General features: G+C 69.6%; 17 protein-coding genes. 8 read left to right on the forward strand and 9 right to left on the reverse strand.

Annotated elements, in window-relative coordinates:
• The first annotated feature begins 3 nt into the window (after positions 1 to 3).
• From ATL45_RS12525 to ATL45_RS12535, 3 genes are read left to right on the forward strand one after another with little or no spacing between them, the layout of a single operon-like run.
• Positions 4 to 3159: an arabinosyltransferase domain-containing protein gene (locus ATL45_RS12525; protein WP_246025305.1), complete on the forward strand. Its 3156-nt coding sequence runs from the start codon at positions 4 to 6 to the stop codon at positions 3157 to 3159.
• A 2-nt stretch (positions 3160 to 3161) separates the two neighbouring features.
• A complete protein-coding gene (locus ATL45_RS12530) occupies positions 3162 to 4175 on the forward strand; it encodes a glycosyltransferase family 2 protein (RefSeq protein ID WP_093150333.1) in 1014 nt (337 codons plus the stop codon).
• Positions 4162 to 4563: a GtrA family protein gene (locus ATL45_RS12535; protein WP_093150336.1), complete on the forward strand. Its 402-nt coding sequence runs from the start codon at positions 4162 to 4164 to the stop codon at positions 4561 to 4563. Before ATL45_RS12530 ends, ATL45_RS12535 begins: the two co-directional genes overlap by 14 nt.
• Here ATL45_RS12535 and ATL45_RS12540 read toward each other — a convergent pair.
• On the reverse strand, positions 4538 to 5791 hold the full coding sequence (locus ATL45_RS12540) for an RNA-guided endonuclease InsQ/TnpB family protein (RefSeq protein WP_246025306.1): 1254 nt from the start codon (positions 5789 to 5791) through the stop codon (positions 4538 to 4540). The two genes, ATL45_RS12535 and ATL45_RS12540, sit on opposite strands and share 26 nt — an antisense overlap.
• Positions 5792 to 5937: 146 nt before the next feature.
• Between ATL45_RS12540 and ATL45_RS12545 the strand changes: the two genes are divergently transcribed.
• Entirely contained in the window at positions 5938 to 7212 is a 1275-nt protein-coding gene (locus ATL45_RS12545; protein WP_093150340.1) for an NAD(P)/FAD-dependent oxidoreductase, read from the forward strand.
• A 53-nt stretch (positions 7213 to 7265) separates the two neighbouring features.
• Here ATL45_RS12545 and ATL45_RS12550 read toward each other — a convergent pair whose 3' ends face one another.
• From ATL45_RS12550 to glf, 5 genes are all read right to left on the reverse strand, one after another.
• A complete protein-coding gene (locus ATL45_RS12550; RefSeq protein WP_093150343.1) occupies positions 7266 to 8846 on the reverse strand; it encodes an alkaline phosphatase D family protein in 1581 nt (526 codons plus the stop codon).
• A 148-nt stretch (positions 8847 to 8994) separates the two neighbouring features.
• Complete coding sequence (locus tag ATL45_RS12555; RefSeq protein ID WP_439332489.1) at positions 8995 to 9954, reverse strand: decaprenyl-phosphate phosphoribosyltransferase; 960 nt, start codon at positions 9952 to 9954, stop codon at positions 8995 to 8997.
• A 304-nt stretch (positions 9955 to 10258) separates the two neighbouring features.
• Positions 10259 to 10840, reverse strand: coding sequence for a phosphatase PAP2 family protein (locus tag ATL45_RS12560; protein WP_439332451.1), 582 nt, complete (start codon positions 10838 to 10840; stop codon positions 10259 to 10261).
• A 22-nt stretch (positions 10841 to 10862) separates the two neighbouring features.
• The gene (locus tag ATL45_RS12565) at positions 10863 to 12824 is read right to left on the reverse strand and encodes a glycosyltransferase (RefSeq protein WP_093150347.1); all 1962 of its coding nucleotides are present in this window, start codon (positions 12822 to 12824) and stop codon (positions 10863 to 10865) included.
• A 1-nt stretch (position 12825) separates the two neighbouring features.
• Positions 12826 to 14016 carry a UDP-galactopyranose mutase gene (glf, locus tag ATL45_RS12570; protein WP_093150350.1) on the reverse strand — a complete coding sequence of 397 codons (1191 nt, stop codon included), beginning with the start codon at positions 14014 to 14016 and terminating at the stop codon, positions 12826 to 12828.
• A 305-nt stretch (positions 14017 to 14321) separates the two neighbouring features.
• Here glf and ATL45_RS12575 point away from each other — a divergent pair, with 305 nt between their 5' ends.
• On the forward strand, positions 14322 to 15569 hold the full coding sequence (locus ATL45_RS12575; protein WP_093151425.1) for a glycosyltransferase 87 family protein: 1248 nt from the start codon (positions 14322 to 14324) through the stop codon (positions 15567 to 15569).
• 322 nt (positions 15570 to 15891) lie between these two features.
• Entirely contained in the window at positions 15892 to 16914 is a 1023-nt protein-coding gene (locus ATL45_RS12580) for a peptidoglycan recognition protein family protein (protein WP_093150352.1), read from the forward strand.
• 208 nt (positions 16915 to 17122) lie between these two features.
• Here the strand turns inward: ATL45_RS12580 and ATL45_RS12585 are convergent, their stop codons facing one another.
• Positions 17123 to 17935: an HAD family hydrolase gene (locus tag ATL45_RS12585; RefSeq protein WP_093150355.1), complete on the reverse strand. Its 813-nt coding sequence runs from the start codon at positions 17933 to 17935 to the stop codon at positions 17123 to 17125.
• Between the two features lie 123 nt (positions 17936 to 18058).
• On the opposite strand from ATL45_RS12585, the gene ATL45_RS12590 reads away from it, so the two are divergent.
• Positions 18059 to 18931, forward strand: coding sequence for an LLM class flavin-dependent oxidoreductase (locus tag ATL45_RS12590; protein WP_093150359.1), 873 nt, complete (start codon positions 18059 to 18061; stop codon positions 18929 to 18931).
• Here ATL45_RS12590 and ATL45_RS12595 read toward each other — a convergent pair whose 3' ends face one another.
• On the reverse strand, positions 18932 to 19522 hold the full coding sequence (locus ATL45_RS12595; RefSeq protein WP_246025307.1) for a helix-turn-helix domain-containing protein: 591 nt from the start codon (positions 19520 to 19522) through the stop codon (positions 18932 to 18934).
• 96 nt (positions 19523 to 19618) lie between these two features.
• Here ATL45_RS12595 and ATL45_RS12600 point away from each other — a divergent pair, with 96 nt between their 5' ends.
• Positions 19619 to 20212 carry an endonuclease gene (locus ATL45_RS12600; RefSeq protein ID WP_093150365.1) on the forward strand — a complete coding sequence of 198 codons (594 nt, stop codon included), beginning with the start codon at positions 19619 to 19621 and terminating at the stop codon, positions 20210 to 20212.
• Positions 20213 to 20496: 284 nt separating this feature from the next.
• Here ATL45_RS12600 and serS read toward each other — a convergent pair whose 3' ends face one another.
• A complete protein-coding gene (gene serS / locus ATL45_RS12605; protein ID WP_093150370.1) occupies positions 20497 to 21759 on the reverse strand; it encodes a serine--tRNA ligase in 1263 nt (420 codons plus the stop codon).
• Positions 21760 to 21870 lie beyond the last annotated feature (111 nt).

A 21870-nucleotide genomic window follows, 5' to 3' on the forward strand; every position in this document is an offset into this window, starting at 1 on the left:
ATCGTGGCGGACCGGGCGGGAGCGGCGGAGCTCGACCGCCCGCTGCCCGCACCGGCTCCGCGCGAGCGCCGACTGCCCGGTGCCGTCGGGCTGCTCGTCGGAGCGCTGGGCGTGCTGGTCGCCCTCGCCGTGCCGCTGGCGCCGGTGATCACCCAGCAGGTCACCACGACCTGGCCGAAAGCCGGGCAGCTGCCCGAAAGCACGCTGGCCTTCGTCGTGCCGTACCACCCGGCCGAGGTCCACGTGCGGGTCCCGTGCCCGGTGGTCCGCGCCGGGCAGCAGCGCGCCGCCCCGACCACGCTGGTCGCCAGCCGACCGCCCGGCCAGCCCACCGAGGGCTTCGCCGTCACCACCGCGAACGACCACGTGATCACCCTCGTCGGCGGCCGCGAAGCCCTGCGCGCACCGATCACCGCAGCTTGCGAAGTCGCCATCGACGCCGACAGCACGGGCAGCCGAGCGAGGATCGGCGACCGGGCGGTGGAGCTGCCCGGCGTACGAATCCGGGACATCGTCGCGTTCGCCACCGACCTCGAACCCGAACAGGCGACCGGCCTCCAGGTCCGCGTGACCACGGCGAACTGGTTCGAGAACTCCCCCACCACGACCAAGAACCTCCTGGTCACAACCCAGATCGTCCTCGCCCTCCTGGCCTTCGCCGCCCTCCTCGCCCACGACCGGTCCCGCCGGAAGCGCGCAATTTCAATGGAAATCGGATCTCCAACTTCAATGGAAATTGCGCACCACCGGCGTGTCACCGCCCAACACTCCGACGGCGCGTCGGATGGTGACGCAATTTCAATGGAAATCAGACGTCCGATTTCCATTGAAATTGCGGCACACAAGCGGACTCCGGTGCTGGGGCACCTCGTCGACATCGGCCTGTTCGCCGTGCTCGCCGGCTGGTGGGTGCTCGGACCGACCACACCGGACGACTCGTTCGCCGCGATGACCATCCGCAACGGCCTGCTGACCGGCGACATCGGCAACTACTACCGCTGGGAGAACGCCTCCGAAGCCCCGTTCACGCTGGTCCAGCACCTGCTCGAACCCGTCGCAGCGTGGAGCACCGACCCGCTCGCCCTGCGCATCCCGAGCGTGGTCGCGGCCGCGCTGACCTGGCTCGTGCTCAGCCGCGGCATCCTCGGCGCGGTGCTGCCGGAGCACTCCCGACGCGGTTCGGTCCGGCTGCTGGCCGCGGTGAGCTTCCTGGCCTGGTGGCTGCCGTTCGGCCTGGGCGTGCGCCCGGAACCGTTCGAAGCGCTGGGCCTGGCCGCAGTGCTCGCCTGCGTCCTCCAGGCGGTGCGGCGCGACCGGGTCGCGTGGCTGGGACTCGCCGCGCTGGCAGCCGGGTTGTCGGTCGCGGTGAACCCGATGAGCATCACCGCGCTCGCGCCGTTCGCGGTGCTCGCACCGCAACTGCGGCGGCTGCTCAGCGTGCCCGTCGTGGCGCTGCTCAGCGGTATCGCCGCTGTCGGCGTGGTGGCGATGTTCGCCGACCAGTCGCTGTTCGGCGTCCGCAAGGCGACCGAGCTGCACGCCCACTACGGGCCGGACGTGCCGTGGTTCCAGGAAGTCCTGCGCTACCAGTACCTGCTGGGCTTCGACCTTCAGGGCGACATCGCGCGGCGCGGGCCGGTGCTGCTGACCGCGCTCATCGCCGGCTACAGCGGCCTGCTGTTGCTGCGCGGCGCCCGGCGTCTGCCCGGCATGGCGCTGGCGCACGTACCGCCGCTCTGCCTGCTGCTCAGCGTCCTCCTGATGATCGCGACACCCTCCAAATGGACGCATTATTTCGGCGCGCTGGCTGGAGTCGGAGCCGCTACGCTGACCGCAGGTGCGGTCCTGATCACTTTCGCCGCCCGGCACCTCGCCCGCGATCGGGTGGTGCTGGTGGCGGGCGGGCTGTGCACCGCCCTCGCCGTGCTCGCCGCGGCGCTGGCGTTCGCTGGAAAGAACAACTGGTTCCTGCACTCCCAGTTCGGAGTGCCTTGGGGAGAGCAGCCGGTGCGACCGCTGAACAACCCCGCGTGGTGGCTGATCGCGGTGGTCGTTCCGCTGGCCGTGTCCGTCCTGAGTGGACGCTCCGGTCGGCGGCTGCTCATCCGGATTCCCGCGCTGGTCGGCGTGGGCGCGGTGGGGGTGACGGTGGCGATCGTGCTCGGTTCGTTCGTCCTCGCGCCCGTCTGGCAGGCCGATGCCTATTCCATCGGTGGCCAGGGCCTGGCCGCGCTGTCCGGCGGTAGCTGCGGCATCGCGGACCACGTGGTCGCCACCCCGGACGTTCCCGGCGGCGCGCCGACCTCGATCGGGCCCGCCGAGAGCTACGGCTTCAGCGCGGGAACCGGGCACGCGCAGGAGTTCGCGCCACCCGAAGGGGTGAGCGAGTTCTGGGGCAGCCTCGGCGGCGGCCAGATCTCCACCGGCGAGCTCACCACCGGCTGGTACTCGCTGCCCGCACTCGCCCCGAACCAGGAGCTCGCGGTGGCGGTCGCCGGGCGGAGCGGCGACGGCAACCGGGTGGCGCTGGAATTCGCCTCGCCCACCGGCATCCTCGGCGAGCACGTCCTGGACGACACCTGGCTGGACGCCGACGAGCGCCCGGCCTACCCCACCGACCACGTGGTGCCGGACCGCCCGCAGGACCACCCGGCGTGGCGCGACCTGCCCGTTCCCGCCCGGGACATCCCGGCCGGGACGACCGCGGTGCGGATCCGCGCGGTGGACGGCACCACCGATCCGGCGGGCTGGCTCGCGGTGGCCGGGCCGCGCGTCCGGGACGTCGTGCCGCTCCCGGAGTACCTGCGCGGCGAGGAGCCGGTGCTGGTGGACTGGTCGATGGCCTGGAACGCGCCGTGCCTGCAGGACATGCCGCAGGTGGCCGCCGGACTGGCCGAGCCGCCCGCGCACCTCGTGATCCCGCCCAGCGGCATGGGTTTCGGCGGCAGTGCCGCATACCTCCGCGGCATCGGCGGTGTCTTCGCCGGTGTGCGGGAAGTCGGTCACCAGAAAGAAGTACCGACCCGACTACTCGGCGTCGAGAAAACCCCGGAGTACTCCGAATGGGGCCACCTCATCGAGGTGCATTACCCGATGCCGGGCAACGAATACGACGTGCAACGCGTTCCTGTTCCACGGTGGGGTTGGCGAGGGGAGTGACCATGGCCGACACGATGCGCCAGCAGGTCCGGATTCCGGTGCCGCAGCAGCAACCGCGCAGCAGCGCTCCGGAAGGCCCCCCGCTGGTCTCCTACGTGCTCCCCGTCTTCAACGAGGTCGACGGCATCCGCCACTTCCACGAGGAGCTGACCACCACCACCGCCACCCGCCCCGAGTTCGACTACGAGTTCGTCTACGTCAACGACGGATCCGCGGACGGTTCGCTGGAAGTCCTGCGGGACATCGCGAAGAACGACCCGCGGGTGCGGGTGGTGGACTTCGCGCGCAACTACGGCCACCAGATCGCCATCACCGCCGGGCTGGACCACGCCCGCGGCGACGCGGTGATCGTGATGGACACCGATCTGCAGGACCCGCCGCAGGTCAGCCTGGAGCTGATCGACGCGTGGGTGGGAGGCGCGGAGATCGTGTCCGCGCGCCGCCGCACCCGCCAGGACACGCCGTTCAAGCGCGCCACCGCCGCCGGCTACTACCGGGTGCTGCGGCGCTGCGCCGAGGTCGACATCCCGGTGGACACCGGCGACTTCCGGCTGCTCAACCGCCGCGCCGCCGAGGAGCTGCGCGGCTTCCGGGAGCGCAGCCGGTTCATCCGCGGCATGGTCGCCTCGATGGGCTTCGAGCAGCACGAGGTGCTGTTCGACCGCGACGAGCGCATCGCGGGCGAGACCAAGTACCCGATGCGCAAGATGCTGCGGCTGGCCGCCGACGGCGTCACCGGCTTCTCCACCGTCCCGCTCAAGATGATCACCCGGATGGGGTTCATCACCTTGGGGCTGGCGCTGCTCGGCATCATCTACGCGGTGACGCTACGGCTGTTCTTCCCAGCGGTGACGGTGTCCGGCTGGACCATGCTCATGGTCGCCATGCTGTTCCTCGGCGGTCTGCAGATGCTCTCGCTCGGGGTGATCGGCAGCTACGTCGGCCGCATCTACAGCGAGGTGCAGCAACGTCCGCTCTACATCGTGCGGGATGTGATCCGGCATGACGCGGACTGAACAGCGGGCACGGCCGCTGGTCAGCCCGCAGCTGCTGCGCTACGCGGTGATCGGCGCCAGCGGAGTGCTGCTGGACTACCTGCTGTTCCTGCTGCTGTACAACGCCTTCGGGCTGCACGAGCAGCTGGCCAACGTGATCAGCACGACCGCGGGCATCACCAACAACTTCGTGCTCAACGCGCTGTTCAACTTCCGCAAGCGGGACCGGATCCTGGTGCGCTTCCTGCGGTTCTACGCCGTCGGCGTGGCGGGCATCGGCCTGACGTTCGCGCTGCTGCAGGTCTTCTCCGGCTGGCTCGGCATCGACCCGAACCTGGTCAAAGCGGCATCCCTGCCGATCGTCCTGATCGTCCAGTACACCATCAACAAGAAATGGAGCTTCGGTTGACCACTCCCCGCTCCGGAGCGGGGATCTCCTTCCAGTTCACACCGGAAAGTTCCTGCTTCACCGCCGGTTGCCCCGTCCGAGAGGACTCCCGTTGAGGTCTGACACCAGCTCCGCAGGCCGAGACCGCCAGCCCGGCGGCCAAGATGTTCTTGGCTGCGTTCACATCCCGGTCATGGGTTTCTCCGCAGCCTTCACACGTCCATTCGCGGATGTTCAACCGCAAGTTCGCAGCCGAGCAGCCACACATCGAGCACGTCTTCGACGAAGGGAACCAACGGTCGATCACGACCAGTTCCCGTCCGTACCACCTGCACTTGTACTCCAACATCGAGCGGAGCTGCGACCACGCCGCATCGGAGATCGCTCTGGCGAGCTTCCTGTTGCGCACCATTGCCCGGACGCTCAGGTCCTCGATCACGACCACTTGGTTATCGCGGACGAGACGAGTGGTGACCTTGTGCAGGTGGTCCTTGCGCCGGTCAGCGATCCGCGCGTGCAGATGAGCCACCTTGCGGCGTGCTTTCTCCCAGTTCGCACTGCCGTACTGCTTTCGAGCCAGGTCACGCTGCGCACGAGCCAAGCGATGCCGCTCGCGGCTTTCGTGTCCAGGGTTGGCGATCTTCTCCCCCGTGGAAAGCGTCACCAACGAAGTGATCCCCACGTCCAATCCGATCGCGGAACGGGCGGGCGGGTGCTGAGCGACACCGGTTTCGACGAGAATCGACACGAACCACCGGCCCGCGCTGTCCCGGGACACGGTGACCGTCGAAGGGGCCGCGTTCTCCGGCAACGGCCGGGACCACACGATGTTCAGCGGTTCGGAGAGCTTCGCCAGGTAGAGACGCCCGCCCCGGTAGCGGAAACCCGATCTGGTGAATTCAGCCGACACCCGGGACTTCTTGCGGGATTTGAAACGCGGATACCTGGCACGTTTGTCGAAGAACGCAGCGAATGCTGCTTGCAGGTGCCGCAGGCACTGCTGCAGCGGCACCGACGAAACCTCGGTCAGGAACGACAGTTCGCCGGTCTTCTTCCACTCAGCGAGCATCGCGGAGGTTTCTCCGTAGCTCACCCGACGTCCTTCGGTGGACCACGCACGAGCTCGTACCTCAAGAGCGAGGTTGTAGACCTTGCGGACGCAACCGAACGTGCGCGACAGTTCACGTCGCTGCGTTTCGGTGGGATAGAAGCGGTACTTGTATGCCCGCTTCACCAACGTCCTGGACACAGGTTGAAAGTTAGCAAGTCATCCCGCAGAGCAGATCTCCGGATTGTGCGACGTGCAATGCGCATTCTGGCGCCTGCAGGCGACCGGGATTCTGCTTCTCATCTCCCGACGGGGAGAGACACCACCACAGCAGATGGGAGCTTCGGATGAGAGTCGGCATCGTCGGTGCTGGTGCTACCGGGTTGACCGCGGCCTACGACGCGGTCAAGGCCGGGCACGACGTGACGGTGCTGGAGGCCTCCGCCGAGCTGGGCGGGCTGGCCGCGTCGATCGAGGTCGGCGGCACGCCGCTGGAGCGCTTCTACCACCACAGCTTCCGCACCGACCGGGCCATGATCGGGCTCGTCGAGGAGCTCGGGCTCGGCCACCTGCTGTGGTTCCACCGGCCCACCACCGGGGTCTACGTCGACGGGCAGCTGCACGACTTCGGCACCCCGCAGGAGATGCTGCGGTTCCCGGGCTTCTCGCTGCTGGACAAGTTCCGCTTCGGGGCGACGGCGGCGGTTTTGAAGGCGGTTCGCGGCGGGCAGCGGTTCAACTCGGTGCGGGCGCTGGAGTGGATGCGCCGCTGGGCCGGGCGGCGCGTCACCGCGAACATCTGGGAACCGCTGCTGGAGGGCAAGTTCGGCATCCACGCCGAGCAGATCTCGATGGCCTGGCTGTGGGCCAGGATCCACTACCGCACCTTCGAACTCGGTTACGTGCACGGCGGTTTCGAGCAGGTGTACCGCGCGCTGCTGGACGCGGTGACCGAGCGCGGCGGGAAGGTCGAGTTCGGCAAACCGGTGGCCACCATCCGCCAGCCCGGCGCGACGGTCCTGGTCGGTGCCGGGGACGGCAGCAGCTACGAGTTCGACCGGGTGATCGTCACCGTCCCCCAGCCGGTGTTCGCGCAAGCGGCGGGCATCGAGACCGACGACGTGCTGTGGCGCAACCAGTACCTGGGCGCGACGTGCTTCATCCTGGAGTGCGACCGCAGCGTCATCCCGCACTACTGGCTGAACATCAACGACACGGCGTTCCCGTTCCTGGCGGTCGTGGAGCACACGAACATGGTCGATCCCGCCGAGTACGGCGGCCGCCACATCGTCTACGTCGGCAACTACGTGCCGCGCAACGACTGGCGGTTCAACACCGACCCGGCCGAGCTGCTGGAGCGCTACGTGCCCTGGCTGCGCAAGCTGAACCCGGAGTTCGACCGCTCCTGGATCCGGAACTGGCACTTCTCCAAGGCGCCCTTCGCCCAGCCGATCGTGACGCCGGAGTACCGCTCCCTGATCCCCGGCCACCGCACGAAGATGCCCGGCGTGACGCTGGCGACGATGTCCCAGATCTACCCGCAGGACCGCGGCCAGTCCTACGCGATCGCCATGGCCCACGAGGTCACCGATCGCCTCGGCCTCAGCAACCGGCGTCCGTAGCGCCGGTACGACCGTCACCCGGGCGTCGCGCACCGGGTGACGGTCGCGGGTGGTCAGGCCTTGTTGAGGCCGGGCTTGCCGTCCTCGATCACGAACGAGGCGAGGGTTTCCACCGGGGCTCCCGGCTTGGAGACGTACGGGAGGACCCGGTAGTCCGCGCGCAGCTCGTCGGGCGTGATCCTGGTGCTGATGTAGCCGCGCTGGTTGCTGTAGAGGCGGACGTGCGGGTTCTCCTTCAGGTACGCCTTCTCCTTGTCCGTGAGCTGGGCCGAGCCGTCACCGCCGCTGGTGATCGACGTCGTGGTCAGCTCGGTGCCGACGATCTCGTCGCGGTGGTGGATGTCGTTGGCCCAGTGGGTGTGCACGTCGCCGGTCAGCACCACCGGGTTGCGCACCTTGGCCCGCTTCCAGCCCTGCACGACGCGCTCGCGGGAGCCGACGTAGCCGTCCCAGGCGTCCGGGTTGTAACCCTTCTCCTCGCCGTTGAGGTAGTCGATCTCGGCGAACATGACCTGCTGGCCGAGCACGTCCCAGCGGGCGTTGGACTGCTGCAGGCCCTTGAGCAGCCAGCGCTCCTGCTCCGCGCCGGTGAGGCTGCGCTTCGGGTCGAGCCGCTGCGGGTCCTGGGTCGGGAACTTGTCGCCGCCCACCTGGTCGTCTCGGTACTGGCGGGTGTCGAGCATGTGGAAGCTGGCCAGCCGGCCCCACTGGACGCGGCGGTGCAGGCGCAGGTCGATGCCGCGCGGGATCTGCGCCCGGCGCAGCGGCATGTTCTCGTAGTAGGCCTGGAAGGCGGCCTTGCGGCGCTCCAGGAAGTGCGGCTGCGGGATCTCCGGCTTCTCGTGGACCTCATCGGCCCAGTTGTTGTCCACCTCGTGGTCGTCCCAGACCACGACCCACGGGGCCGCCGCGTGCGCGTGCTGGAGGTCCGGGTCGGACTTGTACTGGGCGTGCCGCTGCCGGTAGTTCGCCAGCGTCTCGGTCTCCGGTCCGGCGTGGTCGCGCGGGTTACCGCCGGGCGCCACGTAGACGCCCGCCTCGTACTCGTAGTTGTAGTCGCCCAGGTGCAGGACCAGGTCGGGGTGCTCGTCGGCGAGGTGGCGGTAGGCGGTGAAGTAGCCGTGCTCGTACTGCGCGCACGACGCGAACGCCATGGACAGGCTGGTCAGGGCGCCGGGCAGCGGCGCGGTGCGGGTGCGGCCGGTCGGCGACAGCGAATCCCCGGCGCGGAAGCGGTAGAAGTAGTCGCGGTCCGGGCGCAGGCCGGTCAGCTCGACGTGCACGCTGTGGCCCAGTTCCGGCGCGGCCTGCGCCTCGCCGCGCTGCACGACGCGGGTGAACCGCTCGTCCTCGGCGACCTCCCACTGCACCGGGAGCGCCTTGTCCGGCATCCCGCCCATGCCGTCCTCGGCGAGCGGGTCGGCGGCCAGGCGGGTCCACAGCACCACGCCGTCGGGAGCTGGATCGCCGGAGGCGACGCCCAGCGTGAAGACCTCACCGCGGCGGGGCGAACCGGCCCCCGGCAGCGCGGCAACGGGCAGCGCGGCGGCAGTGGTCAGCGCGGCGGCGCCGGCGAGCGTTCCACCCAGCAGCACGCTGCGCCGCGAAACGGATTCGGGCACGAGGACCTCCATCGTTCGGGAAACGGGCTCAACCCTCGCCCGGAGCGATGAAGACGCGCTGCCATCCGGGTGATCGAGAGGTGAACAAGCCGTCGCGGCGCCACCCGGTTGGACGCGAAAGCGCCCCCAGTCCGGGGACCGGGGGCGCTGTTCGGGTTGCTCAGAGGTAGAAGGCCAGGAAGAGGCAGCCTGCCAGGATCAGGCCGAGGACCATCAGGACCTTGTCCTTCAGGACCACTTCTTCCGGTTCACCCGCCACGCCCTTGTCGATGTCGACCGCGTAGCGCAGGATCGCCACCACCATCGGGACGATCGAGATCAGGCCCCAGCGGGACATCTCGAACTCGCGGATGTCGTAGGCCCACAGGGCGTAGGACATGATCGTGATCGCGGCCGCGATGGCCCACACGAACCGCAGGTAGGACGGCGAGTACGCCTTCAGCGACTTGCGGATCTTGGCGCCGGTCTCCATCGCCAGCTTCACCTCGGCGTAGCGCTTGCCCGCCACCATGAACAGCGAGCCGAACGCGACGATCAGGTAGAACCACTGCGTGATCATCAGGCCGGCGGCGGCACCACCGGCGATGGCGCGCAGCAGGAAGCCGGACGCCACGATGCACAGGTCGATCACCGGCTGGTGCTTCAAGCCGAAGCAGTAGCCCAGCTGGACGGCGATGTAGACCGCCATCACCGCGAACAGCGACATGCTGGTCAGGCCCGAGATCAGCAGCGATCCGCCGAGCAGCAGCACGCACACCGCGTAGGCGATCGGCAGCGGGATCAGGCCCGCCGCGATCGGCCGGTTGCGCTTGGTCGGGTGCTGGCGGTCGGCCTCGACGTCGATGGCGTCGTTGACGAAGTAGATGCCGGAGGCGGCCATCGAGAACACGATGAACGCCACCACGGCGTGCCAGAGCACGACCGGGTCCAGGATCTCGCCCGCCCCGAACGGCACGGCCAGCACCAGGACGTTCTTCACCCACTGCTTGGGGCGCAGCTCCTTGATCAGACCGGTGATCAGGCCCGCCGTAGTGCCCGCCTTCGCGGTCACCTTCGCGTGGTAGGCGTCCGAGGACTTGTCCTTGACGTCGTCGGACTTCTTCTTCGGCTCGGGCTCCAGCACCTCGTCGCCGAACTCGGCGCCGATGCTGCCCTCCGCGTCGGTCTCCACCAGCCGCTTGGCCTCGGACTTGCCGGCGTCTTCGGCCAGCTCCTCGCCGACGCGGGCGCCGTCGACCTCGGACTTGCCGGCGTCCTCGGCCAGCTCCTCGCCGACGCGGGCGCCGTTGTTGCTGCCGTCGGCCTCGACCGCTTCGGACTTGCCTGCGTCCTCGGTCAACGCCTCGCCGACGCGGGCACCGTTGCTGCTGCCGTCGGCCTCAGCCGCCTCGGTCTCGCCGGTGTCGGCCTCGGTTTGCTTCTTGTCAGCCACGGTTCCTCCGCCGTCTCATGAATCGCCGCACGCCCCACGCCACGGCACCGCCGAGCGCAGAACCGGCGACCACATCGCTCGGATAATGAACCCCCAGGACAAGGCGGCTGACCATCATCGGCGGCACCAGCGCCGGGGTCAGCTTCTTGCCCGTCAACCCGCCGTAGAGCACCGCGGCGGCCGTCGTGGACGTCGCGTGCGAGGACGGGAAGCTCAGCTTGCTCGGCGTGCCGACCAGCACCTGCACCTCGGGGTCGGACGGCCGGCGGCGGCGCACCACGCGCTTGATCGCGATCGAGGCGCCGTGCGCGACGGCGACCCCAGCGGCGGCGGTGAGCCACTCGCCGCGGCGCTGGCGGTCCACCAGCGCGCCGATCGCGCCGATGGCCAGCCAGCCACCCGCGTGCTCGCCGAACAGCGACATCGCCCGAGCGGTCTTGACCACGGCTGGCTTGGCCAGCGCGCCCTGCACCTTGCGCAGCGCGACGGTTTCGGGTGTGACCGTCGCCGGTGCTTCGTCGGCGGATGCGGCGACTGCCTCTTCGGGACCGGTCGCCGTCGTCAGCTCTGCCACATCGTCTCCGGGTGGATCGGGGTCACTTCTGGTCGAAGGCCTGTTTCCAGGACTCCGGGCTGGTCAGCTCGGGCAGCGCCGCGCGGTAGACGGCGCACAGCCGGCTCCACTCCTGGCCCAGCCGCCGGTAGTTGGCCATGGCGCGCATGCCCAGCCGGCGGAACTCCTCCGGGTCGCGGCGGCGGAACGCCACCCCGCTGCCGTCGGCGTTGGACACCGTCGCGCTGTCGAGGTTGCCCAGCAGGAACCAGCGGGCGCTGGCCGCGGGCACGTTCAGCTGCGGCCGCTCGCCGGCGTCCTTGGCCGGTTCCTTCAGGTTGTGCAGCAGCGCCTTGGAAGCGCGCGCCGCGATCACCGCCGGGTTCACCGGCGGCTTGAGCAGGCCTTCGGCCATGATCGGGTTCGCCGAGGGCGGCGGGAACTCGCGGGCCGACGGCAGCGTCTTGGCGTCGTCGTAGTCCTTGCGCAGCTCCCGGACCTCCGGCAGCGCCGTGCGGAGGCTGTCGAACAGGCCCTCCGGGCCCGCCATGAAGTCCTCCAGCGCCTTCTGCTGCACCGCGACCGTGGAGTACTCCATCGACAGCAGGTGCCGCAGGGTGAGCTTCAAGCCCTGCTTGATGATGTTGTTCTTGACCACGTCCGGGCTGTGCAGCGCGGCGAGGATCAGCCGGTTGCGGGTGTGGAAGTACGCCGTCCAGTCGGTGGCGTCGTTCTTGTCCGTCCACGGCATGTGCCAGATCGCCGCACCCGGCAGCGTCACCGTCGGGTACCCGCGCTCGCCCGCGCGCAGCGAGTACTCCGAGTCGTCGTGCTTGATGAACAGCGGCAGCGGCAGCCCGGTGCGCTCGATGACCTCGCGCGGGAACAGGCACATCCACCAGCCGTTGTAGGTGGAGTGGATGCGCTGGTGCAGCTTGGTGGTCTTGCGCAGCGGCTTCTTGGCGAAGTCGTGGTCGGTGACCGCGCCCGGCGCGGCCCGCCAGATGCCCTGGCCGAGGTCGACGACCTCGCCCATGGTGTGCAGCCGCGAGCGGGCCTGCAGGTTCAGCATCTGGCCGCCGACGATCACCGGGTTGGTCGCGGCGCGGGCGAAGGCGTTCGCCCGCAGGACGCCGTCCGGCTCCAGCGCGATGTCGTCGTCGATGACCATGACCTGGTCGGCGTCCGAGTTGTAGATGCCCTCGTACATGACCCGGCCGAAGCCGCCCGAGCCGCCGATGTTGTCCTGCTCGATCACGTGCAGCTTGTCGCCGATGCGGCGGGCCGCCTCGTCGAAGCCCTCGGTGTCGCGGATCTTCTGCGGGCCCTGGTCGGCCACCACGACGCGCTGCACGACCTCCATGACCTGCGGGTCCTCGCCCAGCGTCTGCAGGGCGAGCACGCAGTCGGCGGGCCGCATCGTGGTGGTGCCGATGACGACCTGCTGCTTGGGCAGCGGCACGTCGGTGGTCCAGGCCGCCTCGTCGATCTCCAGCGGCACGTCGTTGGTGAACAGGTCGAACCAGATCCACCCGCCGTCCTCGAACGGCGTCAGCGACACGCGGAACTCCAGCGACGTCCAGTCCTGGCTGTCCACCGGGGTGCCCTGCAGGTGGACGCTGTCGCCGTTGGCCTTCGAGCGGTAGACGTCGAGCCGACCGGCCCCCTTGACCTTCAGCCGCAGCACGACCTCGTCGACCTTGGTCCAACGCTTCCAGTAGCTGGCCGGGAAGGCGTTGAAGTAGGAGGCCAGGGAGATCTTGCGGTGCGCGGGCACCAGCAGCCGGCGCCGCGACACGACGGTCGCGGCGCTGTCCAGCGACGCCGGCTCGTCGATGTACAGCGGGCGCACGTCCAGCGGGTCCTCGCTGCGCGGGAACACCACGCGCTGCAGGACCTGCTGGGACGACACGTCGGCGGTACCGGAGCGCATCGACGTCACGTCGCTGATCTTGCTCTCCCCCGCAGCGGGAGAACGGTCCTCTCGGGGGGTCCGGTCGGTCACGTCAGTCCTCCAGCGAGCCGTCCAGCGAGCGGCCCTCGGTGAAGTATGGAGCGATCTTGTTGTCGAACATGCTCAGCGCCGAGCCGATCGCCATGTGCATGTCCAGGTACTTGTAGGTGCCCAACCGCCCGCCGAAGACGACCTTGCGCTCCTTGGCCTCCTTCTTGGCCAGCTCGCGGTAGGCCTCCAGCTTGCGCCGGTCCTCCGGGGTGTTGATCGGGTAGTACGGCTCGTCCCCGCTCTCCGCCGAGCGGGAGTACTCGCGGACGATGACCGTCTTGTCCTTCGGGTAGTAGTCCCGCTCCGGGTGGAAGTGCCGGAACTCGTGGATCCGGGTGTACGGGACCTCTTCGTCGGCGTAGTTCATCACCGACGTGCCCTGGTAGTCGCCGGTCTGCACGACCTCGGTCTCGAAGTCCAGGGTGCGCCAGCCCAGCTCGCCCTCGACGTAGTCGAAGTAGCCGTCCAGCGGGCCCGTGTAGACCACCGGGACGTCGGTCGGCAGCTCGCCGCGCACGTCGAAGAAGTCGGTGTTCAGCCGGACCTCGATGTTGTCGTGCTCGGCCATCTTGTTCAGCCACGCGGTGTAGCCGTCGACCGGCAGGCCCTCGTAGCTGTCGTTGAAGTACCGGTTGTTGAAGTTGTAGCGGACCGGCAGGCGGCTGATGATCGCCGCGGGCAGCTCCTTGGGATCGGTCTGCCACTGCTTGGCCGTGTATCCGCGCACGAACGCCTCGTACAGCGGGCGTCCGATCAGCGAGATGGCCTTCTCCTCGAGGTTCTGCGCGTCCGCAGTCTCGATCTCGGACGCCTGCTCGGCGACCAGCGCCTTCGCCTCGTCCGGAGTGAAGGCGCGACCGAAGAACTGGCCGAGCAGGCCCAAGTTCATCGGGAAGGAGTAAACCTGGCCCTGGTGCTTGGTGAACACGCGGTGCTGGTAGTCCGTGAACTCGGTGAACTGGTTCACGTAGTCCCACACGCGCTTGTTCGAGGTGTGGAAGAGGTGCGCGCCGTAGCGGTGCACCTCGATGCCTGTTTCGGGCTCCGCCTCCGAGTAGGCGTTGCCCCCGATGTGGTCACGACGGTCCAGCACCAGCACCCGCTTGTCCAGCTGGGTGGCGGCGCGCTCTGCGATCGTGAGGCCGAAGAATCCGGAACCAACAACGATCAGGTCATAGCCTGCGAAGCTCACAGCCGTCGAGGGTACTGGGGGCTGACCGCAAGCCCGAAACCGCGTTGACGTTCGCGGCTACACATGGCTACGGCGCGTGTCGATATCGCCGCAAACAGCATCTTCTCGGCATTTTGAGCGTTCTGCTCTCACCCACTCCGAGTAAGAACGGCAATACGGTTTGCAACTATTCGTCACTGCTAATACCTGTCGGGCGATCCGCCCGGCGTGTCGTGAGCCGAGTAGGATCGCGGATCGCATTCTGCTGCGCCCCGCTCCCACCGCTCGCGAGCGCGGGCGCCGGATCTGGGGTGGTGAACATCGGGGTGACACGTGCTCGTGACGGGCGGCACCTGCTGGTCGCGGCGATCGTGCTGGAGATCCTCGCGATCTGGTTCGTGCACTGGATCGACACCCGCGGCTACATCGACACCGAGATCTACCGGCTCGGCGCCCGCGCCTGGCTGAACGGCAACGAGGTGTACGGCGACGACCTCACCCCGGAGTCGCCGGACTCGGGCACGCTGCCGTTCATCTACCCGCCGTTCGCGGTGCTGCTGTTCGTGCCGCTGACCTGGCTCTCCGGCGACACCGCGGTGGTGCTGGTGTCGGTCATCTCGCACCTGGCGATCCTGGTCACCGCGTACTCGCTGGCCCGGTCGTCGAGCTACTTCGCGCCGCGGGCCGGGCAGCTGGCGGTGGCCACCGCGCTGCTGCTGCCGTGGCTCACGCTGATCGAGCCGACGCGCGAGACGCTCAACTACGGGCAGATCAACCTGCTGCTGATGGGTCTGGTGGCGGCCGACTGCCTGCTGCCGCGCACCCGCTGGCCGCGCGGCCTGCTGGTGGGCATCGCCGCCGCGATCAAGCTGACGCCGCTCGGGTTCCTGCTGCTGTTCCTGCTGCGCCGCGACTTCCGCGCGATGGCGGTGACCGGCATCACGTTCGCGGCGACGGTGGTGATCGGGCTGATCGCCATGCCGAAGGACTCCGCGGACTGGTGGCTGGACTCGATGTTCTCCACCGGCGACTCCCTCGGCACCGTCTACGTGGGCAACATGACGTTGCGCAGCCTGATCGCCAAGCAGTCGGTGACCGGCTTCGAGCTGAACGCGCTGTGGGTGCTCGGCTCGCTGCTGCTGCTCGCGCTGGCGGTGCTCGGCATGCGGTACGCGCTGCGGGTCGGCAACCTGCCGCTGGCGGTGTGCCTGAACGCGGTGTGGATCCTGCTGGTGTCGCCGATCTCCTGGTCGCACCACTGGGTGTGGGCCGGGCCGGCGCTCGCGCTGCTGTTCGCGATGTCGTTGCGGCACCGCTGGTACGGGGTGCTGTTCACGGTGGTGCTGTGCGCGCTGACGGTGCTGATCGCGCCGCAGTGGTACCTGCCGAACACCGGGGACAAGGAACTGGCCTGGACGTTCTCGCAGCAGGTGGTCGGCAACTCCTACACGCTGATCGGCATCGGATTCCTGGTCGCCGTGGCGGTGGCCTACGCGCGGTTCCGGCCCGGTGCCGTCCGCGCACCCGCGCCCGTCGACGTGCCCCCGGCCGCTGCGCCCCAGCACTACCGCTGACCGGATTCGATTCCGCTGGAATCGCGCGTCCGTCGGCGTGTCATGTGCCCGACACACCGATGTTTCCGCGATTTCAATGGAAATTCGACGTCTGATTTCCATTGAAATCGCATCACCTCGCCGGCGGAATCAACGGCGACCAGGGAATTTCGCGGTTTCCGCGGCGGTGCTCGCCGGAGGCCCGGGACCATCCACTGGGGACAGCGGTCACCCGGACAGAGCAGTTGACCGGCGGCTGATCGGAGTCCACCGCATACTCGCTTCGGTCCACCAAACGCTTCCGGCCGACGGCCGAAGCCCTTGCGCGGAAACGAGGTACCGAATGCGTCGTCGGCTCGGATTCCCGATCGCGCTGCTGCTGGCCACGGCGGCGCTGCCCGCAGCGAGCGCCGCCGCCCCGGAGTCGAGCACCCGGATTCCGCTGCGCGAAGCTCCGCTGGACCGCACCCAGGCCCGCGAGGTCCGCACCTCGACGCCGTTCGACCTGGTCGGATTCGCCTGGGAAGGGCCGGGGCCGGACCGGGTCGAGGTCCGCACCCGCGGCTCCGGGGAGTGGAGCGAGTGGATCGAGCTGGAACCGGAGGCGGGTGGCAGCGAACCACTGTGGACCGGACGGGCCGACACCGCGCAGGTGCGGGCGAGCCGCGGCGGCGCGGACGCGACGGGTGACCTCGAGCTGATCGCGATCGACCCCGGCACGAGGGCCGCCGTCACGCCGGACACGCGGATCGCCGGGTCGCCGCCGGTCGTCGGGCGGGCGCAGTGGGGCGCCGACGAGAACCTGATGACCTGGCCGCCCGAGCCCACCCGGACCAAAGCGGTGATCGTGCACCACACGGCGGGCACCAACGACTACAGCTGCGCGCAGTCCGCCGACATCGTGCGGGCGATCTACCGCTACCACGCCGTCGAGCTGAAGTGGGGCGACATCGGCTACCACGCGCTGGTCGACAAGTGCGGCACCGTGTTCGAGGGTCGCGCGGGCGGGCTGGGCGGCGACGTCGTCGGCGGGCACGCGCGGGGCTTCAACCGCCACACCTTCGGCGTGTCGATGCTCGGCAACTACGACCGGGCGACGCCGAGCAGCAAGACCGTCGAGTCGGTCGCCGAGATCAGCGCCTGGAAGCTGGGCACCGCGGGCGTGCCCGCCGACGGCCGGACCGAGCTGGTCGCCGAGCCGGCGAACAACTCGCACCACCCGGCCGGGGCCGCGGTCTCGCTGCCGACGATCTTCGGGCACCGCGACGTGAGCCGGACGGTCTGCCCGGGTCAGCGCGGCTACGAGAAGCTCGACCCGATCCGCTCCCGCGCGGCGGTCCTGCAACAGCGCCACGCCCGGCCCTGAACCTGGTTGAGACCCGCAGCCGCGGCGACCTAGACCTGCACGGCCTCCCCGAACTCCGCCCCGGCGCAAGCACCCCTAAGCCACGGTCCGGAGTCCCACCCAACCGCACCCCAGGGGAACGTGACGAAACCCAGCCACAAGGAACCCCGAAAAGGCAAGATCACTCCTGATCGCAACCACCACTGTGAATCGCGGAGAGGCGGAACCGTCACCACCAGCGGGTGAGGTATTCGGCTACGCCGTCGTCGGTGTTGCTGGTGGTGACCTCGTCCGCCGCGGCCAGCGCTGCCGGGTGGGCGTTGCCCATCGCCACCCCGCGGCCCGCCCAGGACAGCATCGGGACGTCGTTGGGCATGTCGCCGAAGGCGATCACGTCGGCCTGGTCGACGCCGAGGTCCGCGGCCACCGCGGCCAGGCCGGTCGCCTTGTCCACACCGGCCGCCGAGAGCTCGATCAGCCCCGACGACGTCGAGTAGGTCAGCTGCAGCTGGGAGCCGAGCACCGCGCCTGCCGCCTCCGCCATCTCCGCGCTCGTCATGTGCTCGTGCAGCACCAGCAGCTTGACCGCCGGCTTGCCGGTCAGCTCGTCGGTCCCGGCGACGTGGATGTCCGCGTTCGGCCACACCCGGCGGAAATCGGCCTCGGCCAGGAACTGCTCGTGCGGCCGGTCGTGCGCGCCGTCCGTCGTGCGCTCCACCGCGAAGGCGCAGCCGGGCAGCTCGTGGCGCAGCTCGCGCACCACGTCGTGCAGCTCCAGGGCCTCGATCACGTGGCTTTGGAGCACCTGGTCGGCAGCGGCGTCGTAGAGCACCGCGCCGTTCGCGCACACCGCCACGCCGGCCACCCCGAGGCCTTCGACGACCATCGGCATCCAGCGCGGCGGGCGGCCGGTGACCAGCACGAACGGCGTTCCGGATGCGACCACCCGCTGCACCGCTCCGGCGGTTCGCGAGCTCACCCGCTCCATCGGGTCGAGCAGGGTTCCGTCCACGTCTGATGCCACCAGGCCGGGTTTGCGCACGCCGCCATCCTGCCTGGTGCGGGCGGGCGACCCCGGACCCAGCACCCCGCCAACGCGACACGCGCCACCCCGCATCACCTGATCGGGTCGATAGCGGCGGGGCTCGACCAGTACGGTCGACGTGTGCGAGTTGGGATCGTGATTCTGCCGGAGCACCGTTGGTGGGCCGCCGAGCCGCTGTGGCGGATGGCCGAGGAGTACGGCTTCGCCCACGCCTGGACCTACGACCACCTGGGCTGGCGGTCCCTTGTGGACAAGTCGTGGTTCGACGCGGTGCCGACCTTGACCGCGGCCGCGATGGTCACCTCGACCATCCGGCTGGGCACCCTGGTCGCCTCGCCGAACTTCCGGCACCCGGTGCACTTCGCGCGGGAGCTCACCGCGCTCGACGACATCTCCGACGGCCGGATCACGCTCGGCATCGGCGCGGGCAGCGCCGCCTTCGACAGCCGCGTGCTCGGCCAGCCCGAGCTGACGCCCGCGCAGCGCTCCGACCGGTTCGCCGAGTTCCTGGAGCTGCTGGACCGGATCCTCACCCAGGACTCCACCGACTACTCCGGCACCTACTACTCCGCCGTGGAGGCCCGCAGGCACCCCGGCTGCGTGCAGCTGCCCCGGCTGCCGTTCGTGGTGGCCGCCAACAGCCCCCGCTCGATGCAGCTGGCCGCCCGGTACGGCAAGGGCTGGGTCACCACCGGCCGCGCGGCGGAGGACCAGGAGGCGTGGTGGCGGTCGGTCGCCGAGCTCTCGCTGCGCTTCGCCGAGGCGCTCGCCGAGCAGGGGCGCGATCCGGCCAGGTTCGACCGCTACCTGCAGGCCGACGCGGCGCCGGTGTTCTCGATGTCCAGTGTGGAGCACTTCCGCGATGTGGTGGGCCGCGCGCGCGAGCTCGGCTTCACCGACGTGATCACCCACTGGCCGCGCGCCGACGGCCCCTACGCGGGCAAGGAGTCGACCGTCGAGGAGATCGCCTCGGAAGTCCTCCCGGAGATCTGATCAGACCTCGCCGCGAGGTGCGGCGAGCAGCGTCGCGCCTACCGCGAGGAACTCGGCGGGCGCTCCGCCCAGGGCCGAAAGGCGGTGCGGGACGCGGGCGCTGAAGCTCACGCTGTCCCCGGCCCGCAGCGTCGTCGCGCCCTGGTCGAAGTCCACGTGCAGCTGGCCGCTGAGCACGTAGAGCCAGTCGTGGCCTTCGTGCTTGACCGGGCGCACGCCCTCGCTGGTCGGGGAGATCCGGTAGCGCGCGGCGTAGAGGCCGGGGATCACCGCGCGCGGTGTCAGCACCTGCAGCGCCATGCCGTCGGTGTCGACCGTCGGGACCTCGTTGCCGCGCAACACCATCGCCGCCGGTCCCGGCCTGCCGTCGGTGAACAGCTGGGACAGGCCGACGTCCAGCGCGGTGGCCAGCCTGGCCAGCACGTCCAGCGCCGGTGTCATCTCGCCCTGCTCGATGTTGACCAGGTTGGACACGTCGAGCTCCGCGCGCGCCGCGAGCTCGCCCTGGTCGAGCCCGCGCGAGGCCCGCAACCGGCGGATCCGGTCGCCGAGCCCGGCGAGAGCGCGCGAACTACCAGGGGTATCGGACACGTCGAACACCATAAGACGGGTGCGGCGGGTTCGCTGCGATCGCGCGTGTGCCCCGATGCCACGCCGGGTAGCCATGTTCGGCAGGAGGTGGTGGTGATGTCGGTTCGGGAGACCGTGCAGCGCCTGCTGGACGACGAGGGCACCACCTACGCCGCCGAAGCCGGGATCAAGCTGGAGAACAAGCCCGCCCCGCTGTACCGGCTGCTGGTGCTGGCGCTGCTGATGTCCACGCGGATCAAGGCGGAGCTGGCGGTGTCGGCGGCGCGGGAGCTCAGCGAGTTCGGCACTGCGCAGAAGATGTGCGACGCGACCTGGCAGCAGCGGGTGGACGCGCTCGACCGCGGGCGCTACGCCCGCTACGACGAGAGCACCTCGACGGCGCTCGGCAAGGGCGCTCAGCTGCTGCTCGACCGCTACCAGGGCGATCTGCGCCGGATGCGGGCGAAGGCCGACGGGGATCTGGACGTGCTGCGGGAGCTGCTCACCGAGGTGCCGCGGATCGGCCCGGTGGGCGCGGACATCTTCTGCCGCGAAGTGCAGCTGGTGTGGCCCGAGCTGCGGCCGTTCTTCGACGAGAAGGCCCTGGCGGGTGCGCGGAAGCTGGGCCTGCCCACCAAACCGGAACGGCTGGCCGAGCACGTCGAGGGCCACGACCTGGCCCGGCTGGCGGCCGCGCTGATCCGGGCGTGAGCGGCGGCGCTAGGACACCGCCGCTCACGGCTCCGGATGCCTTTGCCCTGGTCGGCTACGTGACTGCGATGGCCTACGCGGGGCACCGCAGACGCCGTCGCATGCGCCGCAGGCGCATGACCCACCCTCGCAGCTCGCACCGCCGCGGGTTCTCAGCGTTCGCCTGGCGAGGACAGCCCGTTCGTCGTGTATCGGACATACATGAGAACGCCGATCCCGGAGCCAGGCGGGCGCTGAGGTTCCGCCACCCGCACCGCCACCCAGAACGAGCCTGGAAACCTCGACTACTTGGGTTCGAGGACCTCTCGGCCGCCGAGGAACGGGCGCAGCGCCACCGGGACGCGCACCGATCCGTCGGCCTGCTGGTGGTTCTCCAGGATCGCCACGATCCAGCGCGTGGTGGCCAGCGTGCCGTTGAGGGTGGCCGCGATGCGGGTGCGGCCCTCCTCGTCGCGGTAGCGGGTGTTGAGCCGCCGGGCCTGGAACGTGGTGCAGTTCGAGGTGGAGGTCAGCTCGCGGTAGGTCTGCTGGCTGGGCACCCAGGCCTCGCAGTCGAACTTGCGGGCCGCGCTGGCGCCGAGGTCACCCGCCGCGGTGTCGATCACCCGGTAGGGCACCTCGATCTTGGCCAGCATGTCCTCTTCCCAGGCCAGCAGGCGCTGGTGCTCCTCCTTGGCGTCCTCTTCCCGGCAGTAGACGAACATCTCCAGCTTGTTGAACTGGTGCACGCGGATGATGCCGCGGGTGTCCTTGCCGTAGGAGCCCGCCTCGCGGCGGAAGCAGGTCGACCAGCCCGCGTAGCGCAGCGGACCGTCGGAGAAGTCCAGGATCTCGTCCGAGTGGTAGCCGGCCAGCGGCACCTCGGAGGTGCCGACCAGGTACAGGTCGTCGGCCTCCAGCCGGTAGACCTCGGTGGAGTGCGCGCCGAGGAAGCCGGTGCCGTCCATGATCTCCGGCCGGACCAGCACCGGCGGCACGACCAGGCTGAACCCGCTGGCGGTGGCCTGCGCGGCGGCCATGTTCAGCAGCGCCAGCTCCAGCTGGGCGCCGATGCCGGTGAGGAAGTAGAACCGGGCGCCGGACACCTTCGCGCCGCGCTCCATGTCGAAGGCCCCGAGCGCGTTGCCCAGGTCGACGTGGTCCTTCACCTCGAAGTCGAACTCGCGCGGCACGCCGACGTGCTTGAGCACCGCGTAGTCGTCCTCGCCGCCCGGCGGGACGTCGGGCTCGACGATGTTCTGGACGGCCTTCTGCGCGCGCAGCAGCTCCTCGTCGGTCTCCGCCTGCGCGGCCTCGGCCTCCTTGACCTGCGCGGAGAGCTCCTTGGCCTGGGCCAGCAGCGCGTCGCGCTCCTCGCCCTTGGCCTTGCCGACCTTCTTGCCGAGCTGCTTCTGCTCGGCGCGCAGGTTGTCCGCGCGGGACACCGCGGACCTGCGACGCTCGTCGGCGGACAGCAGCGCGTCCACCAGGGACGCGTCTTCACCCCGCGCACGCTGCGACGCGCGCACGGCTTCCGGATCATCGCGTAGCGTCTTCAGGTCGATCACAGCTGGTCAGCGTAGTCCTTCCCGCGCCGACCCCGGCCTCTGGGTGCCGATTTCGCGCGAAATTGACCATCACCCGGGTGAACGTCGATCTCTCGCGAAATCGACGCACCT

The organism is Saccharopolyspora antimicrobica (genome assembly GCF_003635025.1).
GTDB lineage: Bacteria > Actinomycetota > Actinomycetes > Mycobacteriales > Pseudonocardiaceae > Saccharopolyspora > Saccharopolyspora antimicrobica.

Excerpts from the sequence above, each read along its gene's own strand:
- ATL45_RS12580 (WP_093150352.1), top strand. The coding sequence starts at position 15,892 with ATGCGTCGTCGGCTCGGATTCCCGATCGCGCTGCTGCTGGCCACGGCG.
- ATL45_RS12535 (WP_093150336.1), top strand. The coding sequence starts at position 4,162 with ATGACGCGGACTGAACAGCGGGCACGGCCGCTGGTCAGCCCGCAGCTG.
- ATL45_RS12530 (WP_093150333.1), top strand. The coding sequence starts at position 3,162 with ATGGCCGACACGATGCGCCAGCAGGTCCGGATTCCGGTGCCGCAGCAG.
- ATL45_RS12550 (WP_093150343.1), bottom strand. The coding sequence starts at position 8,846 with ATGGAGGTCCTCGTGCCCGAATCCGTTTCGCGGCGCAGCGTGCTGCTG.
- ATL45_RS12600 (WP_093150365.1), top strand. The coding sequence starts at position 19,619 with ATGTCGGTTCGGGAGACCGTGCAGCGCCTGCTGGACGACGAGGGCACC.
- ATL45_RS12545 (WP_093150340.1), top strand. The coding sequence starts at position 5,938 with ATGAGAGTCGGCATCGTCGGTGCTGGTGCTACCGGGTTGACCGCGGCC.